The sequence below is a fragment of the Streptomyces sp. CA-111067 genome, from assembly GCF_050956065.1.
Lineage (GTDB): Bacteria > Actinomycetota > Actinomycetes > Streptomycetales > Streptomycetaceae > Actinacidiphila.
Map to the genome: position 1 here is coordinate 6,137,794 of NZ_CP192103.1, position 17,806 is coordinate 6,155,599.

The following is a 17,806-nucleotide window of genomic DNA, read 5'->3' on the forward strand; positions in this document are numbered from 1 at the left end:
CAGGCGCGCGCGTTCGCCCGTTCAGGGTTTCAGGAGGGGCCGGCACCGACGGGTGCCGGCCCCTCCTGCCGTGTCTCCACCCTTTTCCACCCGCATGCCGTACAACCTCCGCCCCGTCATTGCTGTCTTAACGGTCAGTCAGCGATCAAATAGAGCAAACGACTTGAAACGGGTCGTTCAGCCGTGATCCCTACCGAAAGGCCAGCACCTCATGCAGTTCAACGGGGTTCGCACCACCACCCGCCGTGCCGCGCTCGCCGCCTCGGCCCTGGCGCTCGCGCTCGCCGCCTCGGCCCTGGCGCTCGCGCTCGCCGCGCCCGCCGTGGCGACGGCCGCTCCGGCGCACACCAACATCCGCACCCACACCACCGCGCCGAGCGACCAGGTGGTCCGCTCCGGCTCGCCGGAATCCGCCGTCGACCGGGTCGCCGACTTCTACGGCGCCTACATCGACGCGGTGTGGGACACCGACTCCGGCCACCTCGCCGACGACCTGCGCGGCCACTACCTGACCCCGGCGCTCCAGCAGCGGATCGCCGACTGGGAGGCCGCCAACCACGCCGACGGCGTGCTCTTCGCGCAGGACGTGCCCACCGCCTGGCAGGTCACCTACGCGGGCAGCGGGGCCGGCCACACCTTCACCACCGTCCGGCTGACGTTCGGCGAGCCGGGCCACGCCACGTACCAGACCATCGACGTCCAGTCGGACCTGGCGACCAAGAAGATCTCCGACCTCAAGCTGGGCTGACCGCCCGGCAGCGCACGGCGGCGCCACGCGGCTCGCGCCGCTACAGCGCGCCCTTCCGGGTCAGGTGGGAGAACGACAGCCAGCCCGGCAGCACCGGCAGCCAGAACGTCAGCAGCCGGAAGAACAGCACCGCCGGAGTGGCCACCTCCTTCGGCAGGCCCGCGGCGATCAGACCGCCGGTGAGGGCCAGTTCGACCGCGCCGACACCACCAGGGGTCGGCGCGGCCGAACCCAGCGCGTTGCCGGCCAGGAAGACCACCGCGACCGTCGGATAGCTCAGGTGCCCGCCGAAGGCCCGGATGCAGCCGTCCAGGCAGATCACGAAGGTGACCGTCACCATCAGGGTGCCGCCGATGCCGGTCAGCAGCTTCGCCGGCCGCTGGAGCACGTCGAGCATGCGCGGCACCACACCGGCGAACAGCGCGCGCACCCGGGTCGAGACGAACTTCCGCAGCGCCGGCACCGCGGTGACCACGAGCACCAGCACACCGGCGGTGAGCAGCCCGGCCATCACCGTCCGGGACGGCGACAGCGACGGGGTCTTCTCGGTCCCGGTGATGAAGCCGAAGACCATCAGCAGCACCACATGCGAGCCGAGCCCGACCAGTTGGGACGCCCCGACGCTCGCCACGGCCAAGCCGGGGCGCACCCCGGCCTTCTGCAGGTAGCGGGTGTTCAGCGCGACCCCGCCGACCGCCGCCGGGGCCACCAGCTTCACGAACGAGCCGGCCACCTGCGCCGTCACCGTCCGCATCAGCGACAGCCGCTCCGGCACGAAACCGGCCAGCGAGCAGGCCGCGGCCACGTAACTCGCCGCGGAGCCGAGCACCGCGACCAGCGCCCACTTCCAGTCGGCGTTGGCCACCGCGTGCCCGATCGGCACCGAGCTGAGCTGGGACAGCAGGAAGTACGCGGCGAAGGCGGCGGCCACCACGGTCACCAGCGTGCGCAGCTTGATGCGTTCGAGGCGGACCGGCTCGACCGGGGCCTGCGGGCGAATCAGCAGCACCTGCTGCCGGATCCGGGACAGCAGGTCCTCCTCGCGGGCCTCGTCGAGGGCGACCTCTATGGCCCGCTTCTCCGCCTTGCGCTCGGCCTTCGAGACCGGCTTGGCCTTGCCGTCGGCTCCCGCCGCCGCTCCCGTCCCGTCCGCCGGGTCGCCGAGCGCGGTGGACCCGGTGGCGACCGTCGCGCCCGTCCTGGCCTCGGCCGCCGCGACCGCGACCTTGTCCGCGTCCCGGTGCACTTCGCGCAGATCCCGGGCCCGCTTGTGCTCGCGGGCCTCCTTCTCCGCGGCCGACGCCGCCAGCACCGCGTCCCGCTCGCGCTGCGCGCGCTCCCGGGCGAGCTGCTTGAGCTGGCCGCGGGTGGCCCGGCTCAGCGCGATCGGCTGGAGCAGCGGCAGCGAGCCGGCGATCGCGTCGGGGCCGAGCACGGCGACGCCCGAGGCCACCGCCCGCTCCGGGCCGACCCGCAGCGCCAAGGTCGTCAGCAGCTGCGCCACGTCCATCCGCAGCACGATGTCGCCGGTGGCGATCTCGCCGCCGCGCAGGTCGGTGAGGAACACCCGGCCCGAGTCGTCGACCAGCAGCGATTCGCCGACCAGGCGGCGGTGCGCGATCCGCCGCGACTGGAGCGCGCGGACCTGCGTCCATGCCTCGCGCAGCAGCGTGTCGGTGATCTCGTCGTCGGTCAGCGCGTCGAGCCGCCGGCCGCCGATGTGCTCGTAGACCAGCATCACCGCGTCCGGGCCGAGCTCGGAGGTGGCGATCAGCTTCGGGGCGTTGGCGCCGGCCGCGATGGCCGCGTAGGCGAGCAGCGCCTCCTGCTCCAGCGCCTGGCGCAGCGACAGCAGGCTGCGCCGCTGGGTGATGCCGCCGATCAGCGAGAGCCGCCGGTAGGCGCGGTAGAAGAAGCCGTGCGCCTGCTGCTCGCGGTCCACCACGGTGACATCGAGCGGCGGACCGTCCTCCAGGGTGACCAGATAGCCGCGGCCCCGGTCGAAATCGGCGCTCTCCGGCCCGTCCGGCTCCACCCGGCGCGCGGTGAGCGGCGCGAAGCCGACCCGGCGCAGTCCGGCCAGCAGCTGCCGGCCGGTGGGGCGGACGTTGGGCGAGCCGACCGCGTAGACCGTGCCGTAGGCGACCGTCCAGCCGATCAGTACGGTCACCGCGATCGAGAACGGCGTGGTGTAGCCGCCGACCAGCACGGCGAAGGCGTCGAGCAGCAGCACGAACCACAGCGCCACCCGCCAGCGCGGGCGGCGGGCCATGCCGACGGCCGTGACGTACGCGATGACCGGCGCCAGGTAGCCGTGGACGGGGTCGGTCATGCCGGTGCCGGAGGGCGCGTTGTGGCTCAGCGCCTCGCGGATGGAGTGCGGGGCGGAGTTGGTCACCCACAGGTCGGTGGCGAGCGCCGTGCCGTGCGCGAGCACGGCGGCCAGCACGCCGTCGGCGATCCGCAGGCCGTCCCGCTTCACCAGCCGCTCGACGGCGAAGGCGACCGGCACGATCAGCACGGCGATGCTCGCGGTCAGCCCGGCGAACGAGGCGAGCGCGTCGGGCGCGTGGTCGGCGCCCTTGGTGATGTCGGTCTCAAGGCCACTGGTGGTCGCGTGCGCGAAGCCCGCGATGGCGAGGACGACGGCGATCCCGAGCAGCCCGAGCACGAACCGCATCAGGTCGGCGGGCCGGTGCACGCGCGCGGCGAGCAGCGGCTCGTCGACGGCGACGGCCCCGGGATTCTGCGCGGGGCCGGCGGCGGGGGAGCCGGGGCCGGCCGGGGACCCGGGGGCGGCTCCGGGCGCGTTGGTGCCGCCGGGCTGCTCGTCGGGGCCGGGTGTGGAGCCGTCCTGGCGGGAGGCCGATGACGTGGGCCCCGGGGTCACCTCAGGTTCTGGCATCGGATCGTCCTGCCGGGAGCCGGGCGAGTCCTGGGTGCCGGGGCGGTCGGACGGGTCGCGTGGGGCGGCCGGGTGGTCGGACGCGGGCAGGTCTGGGCCGGCCCGGTCGGCCGATCCGGCCTCGTCCGCGCCCCGGCTCTCGCCCGCCGTCTCTTCTTGATCTCGTATCACCAGTCACCGTCCGGATGATGGTGACATGAGCGGTCGCCGGTTGGGACCTCAACCCCCCGTTGTCGGTGGCCTGGGGCAGGATTGGCCGAATGAGCGAGGAGTACGGCGACGGCGACCCCGGTGCGCCCGGTGACTACGCGGAACGGGTGCTCGACACCGTCGACCTGATCCCGGCCGGCCGGGTGATGACCTACGGCGACGTCGCGGAGTGGTTGCAGGAGGGCGGACCCCGGCAGGTCGGCCGGGTGCTCGCGCTGTACGGCAGCAGTGTGCCGTGGTGGCGGGTGGTGCGCGCCGACGGCGTGCTGCTGCCGGGCCACGAGCTGCGCGCCCTCGACCAGTACCGGGCCGAGGGCACCCCGCTGCGGCTGGCCGGGCCGGCGGCCGAGGGGCACGTACCGCGCCTCGACATGCGCCGGGCGCGCTGGGACGGCCGCGATCCCGCGCGGGGCGCGGCGGGCGCGGGCGCCGGAGCGGAGGGCGGTGACGGCGACGGCTGACGCCGGGGAGTTCATGACATCCAGCTTCCGCCATCGGAGCCGCCGCCCGGCCGACGTCCGTCCGTACGGAGTACGGATACGGCGCGCCGCCCGGCCGTCGTGTCGCTGTCCGTAACCGGATGACCGGTTCCCGCACCCCGGCGTACGCCCCTGCGCGGCGGCCCGCCGCCGTCCGCCCGCGGCCCGTTCAGAACCGCCCGCGGGTCGTCCGGAACCGGCTGCGGTCCGCGCGCCCCGCGGCGTAGCGTCGGTGGCTTCCGGCCGGCGGCAGTCCGCTGCCGTGCGACGTCCGCCCCACCGCTCACCCTGACCACCACAGAACCGGCGAACCACGTGATCCCCTCTTCCTCCACCTCCACCGGCACCGGTGCGGCGCCCGTTCCGCACCAGCGCGACACCCCGGGAGCCGTCGGCTACCGGCTGGTGCGCACGCCGCCGGCGGCCGTGGTGCCTCCTGTGCTGGACGCGGCACAGCGCGCGGTGGTTGAGCACGGCGAGGGGCCGCTGCTGGTGCTGGCCGGGCCCGGCACCGGCAAGACGACGACGCTGGTCGAGGCGGTGACGGCCAGGATGCGGGCCGGCACCGCGCCGGGGCGGATCCTCGTCCTCACCTTCAGCCGGAAGGCGGCGGTGGAGCTGCGTGACCGGATGGCGGCGCGGGTCGGCTACGGGGCTGGCGACAGGCCCGGGCCTGGGCAGCGGGCGGCCGACGGGCCTGCCCGCGCCACCGGGCAGGAGTCGCAGCCGGGGCATGGGCCGGCCACGGGTATGCCGCGGCCGGGGCACGAGCCGGGCGCCGGCGTGCCCGAGCCGGGGCGCGGGTTCGGCGTCGGGGTCCCCGAGCCGGGGCGCGGGCTCGGCGTCGGGGTGCCCGAGGCGAGCACCTTCCACTCGTTCTGCTACGCCCTGATCCGCGCCCACCAGCCCTCCGAACTGTTCGCCGACCCGGTCCGGCTGATGTCGGGACCCGAGCAGGACCTGATGGTCCGCGAGCTGCTCGCCGGGCAGCGCGCGCTGGAACGGGACGGCCGCGGCAGGGTGCGCTGGCCCGACGACCTGCGGGCCGCGCTCACCACCCGCGGGTTCGCCGACGAGGTGCGCGCGGTGCTCGCCCGCAGCCGGGAGCTGGGCATAGCGCCGGACGCGCTCGACGCCTTCGCCCGCCAGAACGGCCGCCGCGACTGGGAGGCGGCGGCGGCCTTCCTGGACGAGTATCTGGAGGTCGCCGACCTGCGCGGGGTGCTCGACTACACCGAGCTGGTGCACCGCGCGGTGCGGCTGGCGCACCGGCCGGAGGTCTACGCGGAGCTGGCCGGGCGCTACGACGCGGTGTTCGTGGACGAGTACCAGGACACCGACCCGGCGCAGGTGCGGCTGCTGGAGGCGCTGGCCGGGCAGGGCCGCACGCTGGTCGCCTTCGGCGACCCCGACCAGTCGATCTACGCGTTCCGCGGCTCGGACGTCAACGGCATCCTCGACTTCCCCGCGCGCTTCCCGCGCCGCGACGGCGAGCCGGCCGGCGTCCGGGTGCTGACCACCACCCGCCGGTCCGGCGCGGGCCTGCTCGCCGCCACCCGCCGGCTGGCCGACCGGATGCCGCTGCCCCGGCTGCCGGCCCGCGAGGCCCGCGCCCACCGCGCGCTGACCCCGTCCCGCAAGGGCGGCTCCGCGGCGGTCCGGATGTATCCCACGCCCGGGGCCGAGCTGGAGTCCATCGCCGACACCCTGCGCCGCGCGCACCTGGAGGACCACGTCCCCTGGCACGACATGGCCGTCCTGACCCGCGCGTCGGCGGCCATCCCGCCGCTGCGCCGCGCCCTCACCTCGGCGGGCGTCCCGGTGGACACCGCCCCCGACACCACCCCGCTGCACGCGGACCCGGCGGTGGCGCCCCTGCTGCTGGCCCTGCGCCTGGCGGCGACCCCGCTCCCCGCCGCACGACCGGCAGGCCCGGCGGAGGATCCCCCCGGGACCCCTCCCGATCCGGCGGGGGCGGGGGATGCCGAGGGCGGCCGGCAGCCCGCCGACGGCGAGGACCCGCCGGCGGAGGAGCCCCCCGGCCCTCCCCTGGACCCGGCGGCGCCGGGAGATGCCGACGGCGGCGACGGCACGCACCCCGGCAGCAACGACGGCGGCCACTCCGGCAGCGGCGAGGACCCCCCGGCGGCCTCCGCCCCGTTCGCCCTCTCCGTCGAAGACGCCCTCACCCTGCTCGTCTCGCCGCTCGGCGGGATGGACTCCGCCGACCTGCGGCGGCTGGGGCGTGCGCTGCGGGAGGAGGAGCGGGGCGCCGGGGTGGCGGTGCCGCGGGGATCTGACGAGCTGATCGCCGAGGCGGTCGGGGAGCCCGCGCGGCTGGTCGCGCACGACAAGACGTACGCCAGGGGGGCGCTGCGGGTCGGGCTGCTGCTGAAGCAGGCGCGGGAGACCCTCGCGCGCGGCGGCACCGCCGAGGACGCCCTGTGGGGCCTGTGGGAGGGCACCCCGTGGCCGGCCCGGCTGGAGCGGGCCGCGCTGCGCGGCGGCGCGGCCGGCCGCAACGCCGACCGCGACCTCGACGCGGTCTGCGCGCTGTTCGAGACCGCCGCCCGCAGCGAGGAGCGCACCGGCGGCCTCGGCGCGCTCAACCTGATCGAGGAGCTGTCCGGGTTCGACATCGTCGCCGACACCCTCGGCGGCCGTACCGTACGGCCCGACGCCGTACGCCTGATGACCGCGCACCGCTCCAAGGGCCTGGAGTGGCCGCTGGTGGTGGTGGCCGGCGTCCAGGAGGGCGTCTGGCCCGATCTGCGCCGCCGCGGCTCGCTGCTCGAAGCCGACCGGATCGGCCGCGACGGCCTCGCCCCGCCGCTCGGCCAGGGCGCCCTGCTCGCCGAGGAGCGGCGGCTGTTCTACGTGGCCGCCACCCGCGCCCGCGAGCGGCTGCTCGTCACCGCGGTCAAGTCCGCGGCGGAGGACGGCGACCAGCCGTCCCGCTTCCTCACCGAACTCGGCGTCACCCCGCAGGACGTCGTCCACCGCCCGCGCCGGCCGCTCGCCGTCGCCGCGCTGGTGGCCGAACTGCGGGCCACCACCGTCGATCCCGCCGCCTCGCCCGCGCTCCGCGAGGCCGCCGCGCGGCGGCTCGCCACCATGGCCGCGCTCACCGACGACGGCCACCCGCTGATCCCGGCCGCGCACCCCGACCGCTGGTGGGGCCTGTACGAGCCGACCCGGTCCGCCGTGCCGCTGCGCGACCGCGACCAGCCCGTCGTACTGTCGGGCAGCGCGCTGGACCAGTTGGCCAACACCTGCGCGCTCCAGTGGTTCCTGGGCCGCGAGGTCAAGGCGGAGCCGCCGTCCACCGCCGCGCAGGGCTTCGGCAACGTCGTGCACGTCCTGGCCGACGAGGTCGCCTCCGGGCGCGCGCCCGCCGACCTCGACGTGCTGATGACCCGGCTCGACTCCGTCTGGGACTCCCTCGCCTTCGACGCGCCCTGGAAGTCCCGGCAGGAGAAGGAGAACGCCCGCGCCGCGCTGGAGCGCTTCCTGCGCTGGCACGTGATGGAACGCGGCCGGAAGCCGATCGCGACGGAGCACGCGTTCGACGTCACCCTGGAGGCGGGCGACGCCCGGGTGCGGATCAGGGGCAGCATGGACCGGGTCGAGACCGACGCCGAAGGCCAGGCGTACGTGGTCGACTTCAAGACCGGCCGCGCCAAGCCGACCGCCGCGGAGGTCGAACGGCACCCGCAACTGGCCGTCTACCAGCTGGCCGTCCGGGAGGGCGCCGTCGATCCGCTGTTCGGCGGCGAGCGGCCCGCGGCCGGCGGCGCCGAACTCGTCCAGCTGCGGCTGGGCGCGGCCCGGCGGGACGGCGGCGACGAGATGCCCGCGGTGCAGCGGCAGGAACCGCTGGCGGGGGAGTGGGCGCAGGATTTGCTGGCCGAGGCGGCAGGCCGGGTGCTCGACGAGCGCTTCACCCCGTCCACCGGCCAGCACTGCGCGCATTGCGCGTTCCGCGCCGCCTGCGCGGCCCGGCCGGAGGGCCGGCAGATCGTCGAGTGACCGGCCGGCCCCGATCCCGTTCGCGTACAACCATATGGACGGCGTACGAGTCATACGCGCGCACGGGGTCGGTTCCAGAGGGGGGATGGCCATGTCGGCCAGGGGAATGTCGAGGCGGATGTCCAGGGGCAGATGCGTGGCGGTGGCGCTCACGGCCGTCCTGGCGGGTGGGGCGCTCAGCGGCTGCGGCGGGGACGGGGACGACGGGGCCTCCGCGCCGATCGCCCAGGCGCTCGCCACGACGACGACATCCGCGCCGTCCGCGCAGGCGACGCCGGCCGAGGTGCCGTTCTCCGGGCAGACCAGCGCGGAGATCGTCCAGAGCGCGACCGACGTCATGGGCACGCTCCACACGCTGACCGTGGACGTCACGGGCGAGCAGGACGGCGAACCGATCCGGTTGCGGATGGGCATGACCTCGGCCGGCGCCTGCGCCGGCCATTTCCTGGTGGGCGGCGGGAACATCGAGATCATCAGCACGCACAAGACCGCCTACCTCAAGGGTGACAGGGCCGGGTGGATCGCGCTGGTGGGCGGCTCGGACGGGGCGGCCGTCGCCACCGCAGCCAAGGGCAAGTGGCTGAAGACCCAGACCAGTTCCCGGTCCGAGTTCGCGGGTTTCTGCGACCTTGGCGACTACGTCACGAGCATCGCGTCGCCCGAAGAGGCGGGCGAGATGTCCACCGGCGGCCCCGTCACCGTCGCGGGCCAGGAGACGGTGCTGCTCAGCGGTCCCGCGGACGACGAGGGCAAGGTGGCGGTCTACGTCGCCACCCGGGGCCGGCCATACATCCTCAAGGCCGTGCGCACCGGCCCCGACGGGGACACCGAACTGCTCAGCGGCTTCAACAAGCCGCTCACCGTCAACCCTCCGCCGCCGTCCCAGACCGTGGACATCAGCGGCCTGCACAAACCGAACGGTGACGGGTTCTCGATCTGAGCCGCCGGCACCACCCGCACGCACCGGCACCACCCGCGCTCACCCACACTTCCCTGCGCGTGACGACAACCCCACGAACCCGAGGACTCCCGTTGACGACCAAGCGCCTCACGCTGCCCGCTGCCCTGATCTGCCTGACCGCGCTCGGCACGCTGACCGGCTGCGGTGACGGCAGCGACACGGCGCACGCAAAGGCCGGCGCGCGGCCGGCCGTCCGCGCCTCCGCCTCCGCCTCGGCCGTGTCGACGACGAAAGCGCCGGCCGCCGCCACCCCGGAGCCGTTCGCCGGACAGACCGGCGTGCAGATCTTTCTGGTCGCCGTGGACACCATGAAGAAGCTCCAGTCGGTGACGGTCGACCGGACCAGCACCAAGGGCGGCAAGACGATCCGGCTGAACTCCGCCATGGACGACCAGGGCCACTGCGTCGCCCATGTCGTCATCAACGGCACGGACATGCGGCTCATCAAGATCGGCAGCACCGGATACGTCCAGGGCAACAAGGCGTTCTGGCAGTCCCAGCCGGTGCCCGGCAGCGACGTCGGTGGGCTGTCCGACGGCCGTTGGGTGAAGATGCCGGCGGCGTTCACGACCGACCACGCCATCATGACGTACTGCGACCTCGACACCTGGGTTCAGGCCAGCCTCTCGGGCAGTGGCGACGGCATGACCAGAGGCCGGCAGACCACCGTCGACGGCCATCCCGTCGTGTCCATCGGCGGTCCCGAAGCCGATGGCGCCACGGTGACGCTGTACGTCGCCGCCGACGGAATCCCGTACATCCGCAAGACCGTGGAGCTCGACGGCAAGGACCGCCAGACCTTCACGGACTTCGACAAGCCGGTGCACGCGGTCGCCCCGCACGGCGCCACAAGTCTCGACCTGCACTAGGCCGCGCGTCGGGCGTCCTGCCGGGCTGTCCGCCGCCCGCGCCCGGCAGGGCGCAAGGTGGCCCCGGCGCCCGGTGTCGGCAGCTCCGGATAGCCTCCATGGGGTGGCAACCCGCATCAATTCGCCCGAGCAGCTGAAGGAGCTGCTGGGCATCCCGTTCACCCCGGAGCAGACGGCGTGCATCACCGCGCCGCTGGCGCCGGGCGTGATCGTGGCCGGTGCGGGCTCCGGCAAGACGACGGTGATGGCCGCGCGGGTGGTGTGGCTGGTCGGCACCGGGCAGGTGGCGCCCGAGCAGGTGCTCGGGCTGACGTTCACCAACAAGGCGGCCGGCGAGCTGTCGGAACGGGTCAGGCGGGCACTGGCCCAGGCCGGGATCGGCCCGGCGGACGGCGAGGCACGGGACGAACCCCGGGACCGTCCGGACGACTTCAGGGACCGGCCCGACACGTTCAGGGACCGGCCCGGCGCCGTCGACAGGGACCGGCCGGAACCGGGCGCCGCCGACGACCCCGAGCAGCCGCCCGGCGACCCGCAGATCTCCACGTACCACGCCTTCGCCGGGCAGCTGCTCAAGGACCACGGCATGCGGATCGGCCTGGAACCCACCGCCCGGCTGCTCGCCGACGCCACCCGCTACCAGCTCGCCGCGAAGGTGCTGCGCGCCGCGCCGGGCCCGTATCCCGCGCTCACCAAGGGCCTGCCGACCCTCGTCGGCGACCTGCTCGCGCTCTCCGGCGAGCTGGCCGAGCACCTGGTGCCGCCCGAGCGGCTGGCCGCGTACGACACCGGTCTCAGCGAGCGGCTGGCCGGCCTCGATCCGGCCAAGCGCGGCAACGCCTGGGTGAGGGACGTCAGGCACACGCTCGCCGCCCGGCAGGACCTGGCCGGTCTCGCGGCGGCCTACCAGGCCGACAAGCGGGGCCGCGACCTGCTGGACTTCGGTGACCAGATCGCGCTGTCGGCGCGGCTCGCGCAGAGCAGGCCGGAGGTCGGCGCGATCCTGCGCGACCAGTACCGGGTGGTGCTGCTCGACGAGTACCAGGACACCTCCGTGGCCCAGCGGCTGCTGCTGGCCGGGCTGTTCGGCGGCGGCACCGGCCACCCGGTGACGGCGGTCGGCGACCCGTGCCAGGCGATCTACGGCTGGCGCGGCGCCTCGGTGGCCAACCTGGACGACTTCCCCCGGCACTTCGGCCACCCCGGCGGCCGGCCCGCCGCCCGCTTCTCGCTGAGCGAGAACCGCCGCTCCGGCGGCCGGCTGCTCGACCTCGCCAACACCCTGGCCACCGAGCTGCGCGCACGGCACGAGGGCGTCGAGGCGCTGCGCCCGGCACCCGGCGCCGAGCGGGACGGGCTGGTGCGCTGCGCCCTGCTGCCCTCGCAGGGCGAGGAGACGCGGTGGCTGGCCGACTCGATCGCGCACCTGGTGCGGACCGGCACCGCGCCCGGCGAGATCGCCGTCCTGTGCCGTACCGCCACGCACTTCCCCGAGATCCACGCGGCGCTGGTCGCCCGGGACATCCCGGTGGAGGTCGTCGGCCTGTCCGGGCTGCTGCACCTGCCGGAGGTCGCCGACCTCGTCGCCACCTGCGAGGTGCTGCACGACCCGACCGCCAACGCCGCCCTGGCCCGGCTGCTGACGGGGCCGCGCTGGCGGATCGGCCCGCGCGACCTGGCGCTGCTCGGCCGGCGGGCGCGGCAGCTGGTGCGGTACGGGTTCGCGCCGGCCGGCCAGGACCCGCTGGCGGCGGCCGTCGAGGGCATCGACCCGGCCGAGGTGATCTCGCTGGCCGACGCGCTGGAGACGTTCCTTGACGCTCCGGTGGCCACCGGCGAGGAGGGCGAGGGAGAGCTGCCGTTCTCGGCCGAGGCGCGGGTCAGGTTCGCCCGGCTGGCGGCCGAGATAAGGGAGCTGCGGCGCGCGCTCGCCGACCCGCTGATGGACGTGCTGCACCGGGTGCTGACCGTCACCGGCCTTGAGGTGGAGCTGTCCGCGTCCCCGCACGCGCTGGCCGCCCGCCGCCGCGAGACGCTGCACTCGTTCCTGGACGTCGCCGCCGGCTTCGCCGCGCTGGACGGCGAGGCCACGCTGCTGGCCTTCCTCGGCTTCCTGCACACGGCCGCGCAGTACGAGAAGGGGCTCGACAGCTCGCTGCCGGGCGGCGAGAACACCGTCAAGGTGCTCACCGCGCACAAGTCCAAGGGCCTGGAGTGGGACGTCGTCTTCGTGCCCGGCCTGGTCAGCAAGGGCTTCCCGAGCGAGCGCGGCCGGGAGCTGTGGCCGGTCAACGCGAAGGTGCTGCCGCACGGCCTGCGCGGCGACGCGGCCACCCTGCCCGACGTGGCCGAGTGGAACCGGGCCGGACTCGAAGGCTTCCGGGACGCGATGCGCGAGCACCAGCGGGTGGAGGAGCTGCGGCTCGGCTATGTCACCTTCACCCGGCCGCGGTCGCTGCTCGTCGGCTCCGGGCACTGGTGGGGGCCGACGCAGAAGGCGCCGTTCGGGCCGTCCGCCTTCCTGGACGCGATCCGCGAGCACTGCGAGGCCGGATACGGCGAGATCGAGCACTGGGCGGACCCGCCGGAGGAGGGCGCGGAGAACCCGGCGCTGGCGGAGACCGCGGAAACTCCGTGGCCGCTGCCGCTCGATCCGCCGGCGCTGGCGCGGCGGCGGCATGCGGCGCGGACGGTGCTCGATCGGATGGACGCGCCGCCTGGTGGGGAGGGCGAGGACGGTGACGGGGCCGGTGACGTGGCCGGGCTCGCGCCTGAGGAGGCGCGGCTGGTCGCCTCCTGGGACCGGGACCTGGACGCGCTCGCCGACGAGCTGCGGCGGGCGCGGGCGACCGTACGGGACGTGCCGCTGCCGTACACCCTCACCGCCACGCAGCTGATGCGGCTGGCCGCCGACCCGGACGGCCTCGCCAAGGACCTGGCGCGCCCGCTGCCCCGGCCGCCCGCGCCCGCCGCTCGCCGGGGCACCCGGTTCCACGCCTGGATCGAGTCGCGGTTCGACGCGCGCCCGCTCTTCGGGCCCGAGGAACTGCCCGGCATAGAGGGCGAGGAGGACATCGCCGACGAGCGGGACCTGGAGGCGCTCAAGGAGGCGTTCCTGCGTACGCCGTACGCGGACCGGACCCCGTACCGGGTGGAGACCCCGTTCCAGCTCACGCTGGGCGGGCGGGTGATCCGGGGCCGGATCGACGCGGTGTACCGGGCGGACGCGGGGCGCGGGGATGCCGACGGGGGCGTCGAGTACGAGATCGTGGACTGGAAGACCGGCCGCTCGCAGCGGGCCGACCCGATCCAGCTCGCCGTCTACCGGCTGGCCTGGTCGGAGCAAGAAGGCGTGCCGCTGGACCGGGTCGGCGCCGCGTTCGTGCACGTACGCAGCGGCACGGTGGTGCGGCCGGCCGGGCTGCCGGGCCGGGCGGCGCTGGAACGGCTGCTGGCGGGTGAACAGGCGGTGGACGAGGGCGAACCGGTGGCGGAACCCGGCGGTCCCGCCGAGCCCGCGGAACCTGCCCGAGGCGGAGGCCCAGGTTCGGCGAGTTAGGCTGCAATCGCCCCACCTGAATGGACCACGGGAGTTGGAAGCAGCCTTGACCGGACTCGACGCCACGTCGCAACCGATCGCCCTGACGCACGAGGGCGTGGACCGCGCCGCCCACCACCGGCTGGACGAAGCGTGGCTCGCCGCGGCCTGGAGCAACCCGTCCACCAGGGTCTTCGTGGTCTCCGGCGGCCAGGTGCTGGTCGAGGACACCCCGGAGGGCCGTACCGAACTCGTCATGACCCCGGCCTTCGACGCCCCCGAGACCGAGACGCACCGCTACTTCCTGGGCATCGACCCGGACGGCGTGCGCTACTTCGCGCTCCAGAAGGACTCGCTGCCGGGCCGGATGGACGACGAGGCCAGGCCGGCCGGGCTGCGCGAGGTCGGCGGGCTGCTGTCGCCGCTCGAAGCGGGCCTGATGGTGCACGCGGTGGCGCTGGAGAACTGGCAGCGCATGCACCGGTTCTGCTCGCGCTGCGGCGAGCGCACGGTGATCGCCGCCGCCGGCCACATCAGGCGCTGCCCGGCCTGCGGCGCCGAGCACTACCCGCGTACCGACCCGGCGGTGATCATGCTGGTCACCGATGACGAGGACCGGGCGCTGCTCGGCCGCCAGGTGCACTGGCCGGAGGGCCGGTTCTCCACGCTCGCGGGCTTCGTCGAGCCGGGCGAGTCCATCGAGCAGGCGGTACGGCGCGAGGTGGCGGAGGAGGCGGGCGTCACGATCGGCGAGGTCGCGTACGTGGGCAGCCAGCCGTGGCCGTTCCCGTCCAGCCTGATGCTGGGCTTCAACGCCCGGGCCACGACATCGGCCATCACGGTGGACGGCGAGGAGATCTCCGAGGCGCGCTGGTTCTCCCGGGACGACCTGCGGGCGGCCTTCGAGTCCGGCGAGGTGCTGCCGCCGTTCGGCATCTCGATCGCGGCCCGGCTGATCGAACTCTGGTACGGCGAGCCGCTGCCCCGGCAGGGGCGGTAGCGGAGCCGGTCCCCGGGCGGATCCCGCCCGGGGCGGGCGTGTCGGCGTACGCCGGGCCGGGTGCCGCCTTGTCGTGCACACTGATCCTGTGGCAGAGGACATGACCGGCGGCGCGAAGCCCGAGGCGGCGCCCCCCGAGGAGTCGTACTTCACCGTGGAGACGTGCAGCCGCTGCGGGGCGGAGGTGCACGGCCTGCACGGCCGGTGGACCTGCTCGTCCTGCGGCGAGTGCTCGCCGTACTCGCCGCCGCCCGAGGGCTGGCAGGCCGACCCCGGCTACCGGCTGCCGCCCTCTCCGCCGCCGCCGTTCAGCGGCCGCTCGAAGGGGTAGCTCCGCCGGTGCCGGGGCGCGCCGTCCTGCCTGGTGCCGGGCCCGCTTGCTGCGGGGGGCCGCCTGGTGTCGGGCCAGCCTGGTGTCGGGCCCGCCTGGTGTCGGGCCCGCCTGGGTCAGACGCCGATCTTCTGCTTGACCTGGGCCAGCGAGGGGTTCGTGAGGGTGGAGCCGTCGGCGAAGAGCACGGTCGGCACGGTCTGGTTGCCGCCGTTGGCCTTCTCCACGAACGCGGCCGACGCCGGGTCCTCCTCGATGTTGACCTCGGTGTACGTGATGCCCTCACGGTCCATCTGGGTCTTGAGCCGGCGGCAGTAGCCGCACCAGGTGGTGCTGTACATGGTCACGGTGCCCGACATCGCTTTTCGCTCCTCATCGCAGTGCGCCCGCTGTGCGCCGGCCCGGCAGGTCTGCCGGCCTGCTGGGGGAACGCGCCGCGGGCGCGCCGAATTCCTCCCGTGGGAGGGACGTATTCCCGTGGCTGTGGATAACTTTCCCGGGCCGTCCTCCGGAAGTGGCAGCATGGCGGGGTGACTGCGACGACCCACCACTCGCTCTTCCCCGCGGTGCCCGACTCTGCCGACGCGGTGCTCGAAGGACTCGATCCCGAGCAGCGTGCCGTGGCCACGGCACTGCACGGTCCGGTCTGCGTCCTGGCCGGCGCCGGCACCGGCAAGACCCGGGCGATCACCCACCGGATCGCCTACGGCGTGCGGGCCGGCATGCTCCAGCCCGCCAGCGTGCTCGCGGTCACCTTCACCGCGCGGGCGGCCGGCGAGATGCGCGGCCGGCTGCGGCAGCTCGGCGCCGGCGGGGTGCAGGCCCGTACGTTCCACTCGGCCGCGCTGCGCCAGCTGCAGTTCTTCTGGCCGCGGGCGATCGGCGGCGAGATGCCCCGGCTGGTGGAGCGCAAGGTGCAGCTGGTCGCGGAGGCCGGCGCGCGCAGCCGGATCCGGCTCGACCGCAACGAGCTGCGGGATGTGACCGGCGAGATCGAGTGGTGCAAGGTCACCCAGACCGTCCCGGAGGAGTACGCGGCCGCCGCCGCCAAGTCCGGCCGCGACCTGCCGCGCGACCCGGCCGAGGTGGCCCGGATCTACACCACCTACGAGCAGCTCAAGCGTGACCGCGGGGTGATCGACTTCGAGGACGTGCTGCTGCTGACCGTCGGCGTGCTCCAGGACCGGCCCGACGTGGCCGACACCGTCCGCTCGCAGTACCAGCACTTCGTGGTGGACGAGTACCAGGACGTCAGCCCGCTGCAGCAGCGGCTGCTGGAGCTGTGGCTCGGCGGCCGGCAGGACCTGTGCGTGGTCGGCGACGCCTCGCAGACGATCTACTCCTTCACCGGCGCCACCCCGGACTTCCTGCTCGGCTTCCGGACCCGGCACCCGGACGCCACCGTCGTCAAGCTGGTCCGCGACTACCGCTCCACCCCGCAGGTGGTCGGCCTGGCCAACGGGCTGCTCCAGCAGGCCCGCGGCACCGCCGCCGCGCACCGGCTCGAACTGGTCTCGCAGCGCGAGGCCGGCCCCGACCCGACCTACACCGAGTATCCGGACGAGCCGGCCGAGGCCGAGGGCGCCGCCCGCCGGATCAAGGAGCTGATCGCCTCCGGGGTGCGGCCGAGCGAGATCGCGGTGCTCTACCGGATCAACGCGCAGTCCGAGGTCTACGAGCAGGCGCTCGCCGACGCCGGGGTGCCGTACCAGCTGCGCGGCGCCGAGCGGTTCTTCGAACGGCCCGAGGTGCGCGAGGCCGGGCTGCTGCTGCGTGGCGCGGCCCGCGCGTCCACCGACCCGGGCGATGCGGAGGCCACCGTCCCGCAGCAGGTGCGCGCGGTCCTCAGCTCGCGCGGCTGGGCCTCGGAGCCGCCGTCCGGCTCGGGGGCGGTACGGGACCGCTGGGAGTCGCTGGCGGCGCTGGTGCGCCTCTCCGAGGACTTCGCCACCGCCCGCCCGGAGGCCGTCCTCGGCGACTTCGTCGCGGAGCTGGACGAGCGGGCGAACGCGCAGCACGCCCCGACCGTGGAGGGCGTCACCCTGGCCTCGCTGCACGCGGCCAAGGGCCTGGAGTGGGACGCGGTGTTCCTGGTCGGACTGACCGAGGGCACCCTGCCGATCACCTACGCCAAGACCGACGAGCAGGTCGAGGAGGAGCGCCGGCTGCTGTACGTGGGGGCGACCAGGGCGCGCTTCCACGTGGGGCTGTCGTGGGCGCTGTCCCGCTCGCCGGGCGGACGCGGCGGCCGGCGCCCCTCCCGCTTCCTGAACGGGCTGCGGCCGGGCTCGGCGGCGCCCGGCGCCCGGGGCGCGGGAGCGGGCGGCGTGGAGCGCGGCTCGGGCGGGCGCAAGCGGCGCGGCCCGGTGCTGTGCCGGGTGTGCGGGCGCACCCTGTCAGAGGCCGGCGAGATCAAGCTGATGCGCTGTGAGGACTGCCCCTCGGACCTGGACGAGGCGCTGTACGAGCGGCTGCGGGCCTGGCGGATGGAGCAGGCCAAGGCGCTCGGCCAGCCCGCCTACTGCGTGTTCACCGACAAGACGCTGCTGGCGATCGCCGAGGTCAGGCCGTCCGGCGAGATGGAGTTGTCGGCCATTGCCGGGGTCGGCGCGCGCAAGATCGACAAGTTCGGCGCGGACGTTCTGGCGCTGTGCGCGGGAGAGGATCCGGCGGGCGCGCAAGAAGTTGAAGAATCTACTGAAGAAGAAGCGGAAAAATAGTTTGCGCCCGCTGCTG

11 protein-coding genes are annotated in these 17,806 nt (G+C 74.7%); 9 read left to right on the forward strand and 2 right to left on the reverse strand.

Annotated features, from left to right (window positions below):
* Positions 1-211: 211 nt before the first annotated feature.
* A complete protein-coding gene (locus ACQPW6_RS27185) occupies positions 212-748 on the forward strand; it encodes a hypothetical protein (RefSeq protein ID WP_433892309.1) in 537 nt (178 codons plus the stop codon).
* Between the two features lie 40 nt (positions 749-788).
* Here ACQPW6_RS27185 and ACQPW6_RS27190 read toward each other — a convergent pair whose 3' ends face one another.
* On the reverse strand, positions 789-3,653 hold the full coding sequence (locus ACQPW6_RS27190) for a lysylphosphatidylglycerol synthase domain-containing protein (protein WP_433894678.1): 2,865 nt from the start codon (positions 3,651-3,653) through the stop codon (positions 789-791).
* A 260-nt stretch (positions 3,654-3,913) separates the two neighbouring features.
* On the opposite strand from ACQPW6_RS27190, the gene ACQPW6_RS27195 reads away from it, so the two are divergent.
* The 7 genes from ACQPW6_RS27195 (at position 3,914) to ACQPW6_RS27225 (ending at position 15,070) form a co-directional block, all read left to right on the forward strand.
* Entirely contained in the window at positions 3,914-4,324 is a 411-nt protein-coding gene (locus ACQPW6_RS27195; protein ID WP_433892310.1) for an MGMT family protein, read from the forward strand.
* 423 nt (positions 4,325-4,747) lie between these two features.
* A complete protein-coding gene (locus tag ACQPW6_RS27200; protein WP_433894679.1) occupies positions 4,748-8,371 on the forward strand; it encodes an ATP-dependent helicase in 3,624 nt (1,207 codons plus the stop codon).
* A 118-nt stretch (positions 8,372-8,489) separates the two neighbouring features.
* Complete coding sequence (locus ACQPW6_RS27205; protein ID WP_433892311.1) at positions 8,490-9,311, forward strand: hypothetical protein; 822 nt, start codon at positions 8,490-8,492, stop codon at positions 9,309-9,311.
* A gap of 92 nt (positions 9,312-9,403) precedes the next feature.
* Positions 9,404-10,201: a hypothetical protein gene (locus tag ACQPW6_RS27210; RefSeq protein ID WP_433892312.1), complete on the forward strand. Its 798-nt coding sequence runs from the start codon at positions 9,404-9,406 to the stop codon at positions 10,199-10,201.
* Positions 10,202-10,304: 103 nt separating this feature from the next.
* Positions 10,305-13,760, forward strand: a complete 3,456-nt coding sequence (locus ACQPW6_RS27215; protein WP_433892313.1) for a UvrD-helicase domain-containing protein — start codon at positions 10,305-10,307, stop codon at positions 13,758-13,760.
* Between the two features lie 46 nt (positions 13,761-13,806).
* Complete coding sequence (gene nudC, locus ACQPW6_RS27220) at positions 13,807-14,739, forward strand: NAD(+) diphosphatase (RefSeq protein WP_433892314.1); 933 nt, start codon at positions 13,807-13,809, stop codon at positions 14,737-14,739.
* An 88-nt stretch (positions 14,740-14,827) separates the two neighbouring features.
* Entirely contained in the window at positions 14,828-15,070 is a 243-nt protein-coding gene (locus ACQPW6_RS27225; protein ID WP_433892315.1) for a hypothetical protein, read from the forward strand.
* Between the two features lie 116 nt (positions 15,071-15,186).
* Here the strand turns inward: ACQPW6_RS27225 and ACQPW6_RS27230 are convergent, their stop codons facing one another.
* Complete coding sequence (locus ACQPW6_RS27230; RefSeq protein WP_433892316.1) at positions 15,187-15,429, reverse strand: mycoredoxin; 243 nt, start codon at positions 15,427-15,429, stop codon at positions 15,187-15,189.
* A 171-nt stretch (positions 15,430-15,600) separates the two neighbouring features.
* Between ACQPW6_RS27230 and ACQPW6_RS27235 the strand changes: the two genes are divergently transcribed.
* Positions 15,601-17,790, forward strand: a complete 2,190-nt coding sequence (locus tag ACQPW6_RS27235; protein WP_433892317.1) for an ATP-dependent DNA helicase UvrD2 — start codon at positions 15,601-15,603, stop codon at positions 17,788-17,790.
* Positions 17,791-17,806 lie beyond the last annotated feature (16 nt).

What these genes read in the sequence shown, in the direction of transcription:
- ACQPW6_RS27185 (WP_433892309.1), top strand. Translation starts at nt 212, where the DNA reads ATGCAGTTCAACGGGGTTCGCACCACCACCCGCCGTGCCGCGCTCGCC.
- ACQPW6_RS27190 (WP_433894678.1), bottom strand. Translation starts at nt 3,653, where the DNA reads ATGCCAGAACCTGAGGTGACCCCGGGGCCCACGTCATCGGCCTCCCGC.
- ACQPW6_RS27195 (WP_433892310.1), top strand. Translation starts at nt 3,914, where the DNA reads ATGAGCGAGGAGTACGGCGACGGCGACCCCGGTGCGCCCGGTGACTAC.
- ACQPW6_RS27205 (WP_433892311.1), top strand. Translation starts at nt 8,490, where the DNA reads ATGTCCAGGGGCAGATGCGTGGCGGTGGCGCTCACGGCCGTCCTGGCG.
- ACQPW6_RS27230 (WP_433892316.1), bottom strand. Translation starts at nt 15,429, where the DNA reads ATGTCGGGCACCGTGACCATGTACAGCACCACCTGGTGCGGCTACTGC.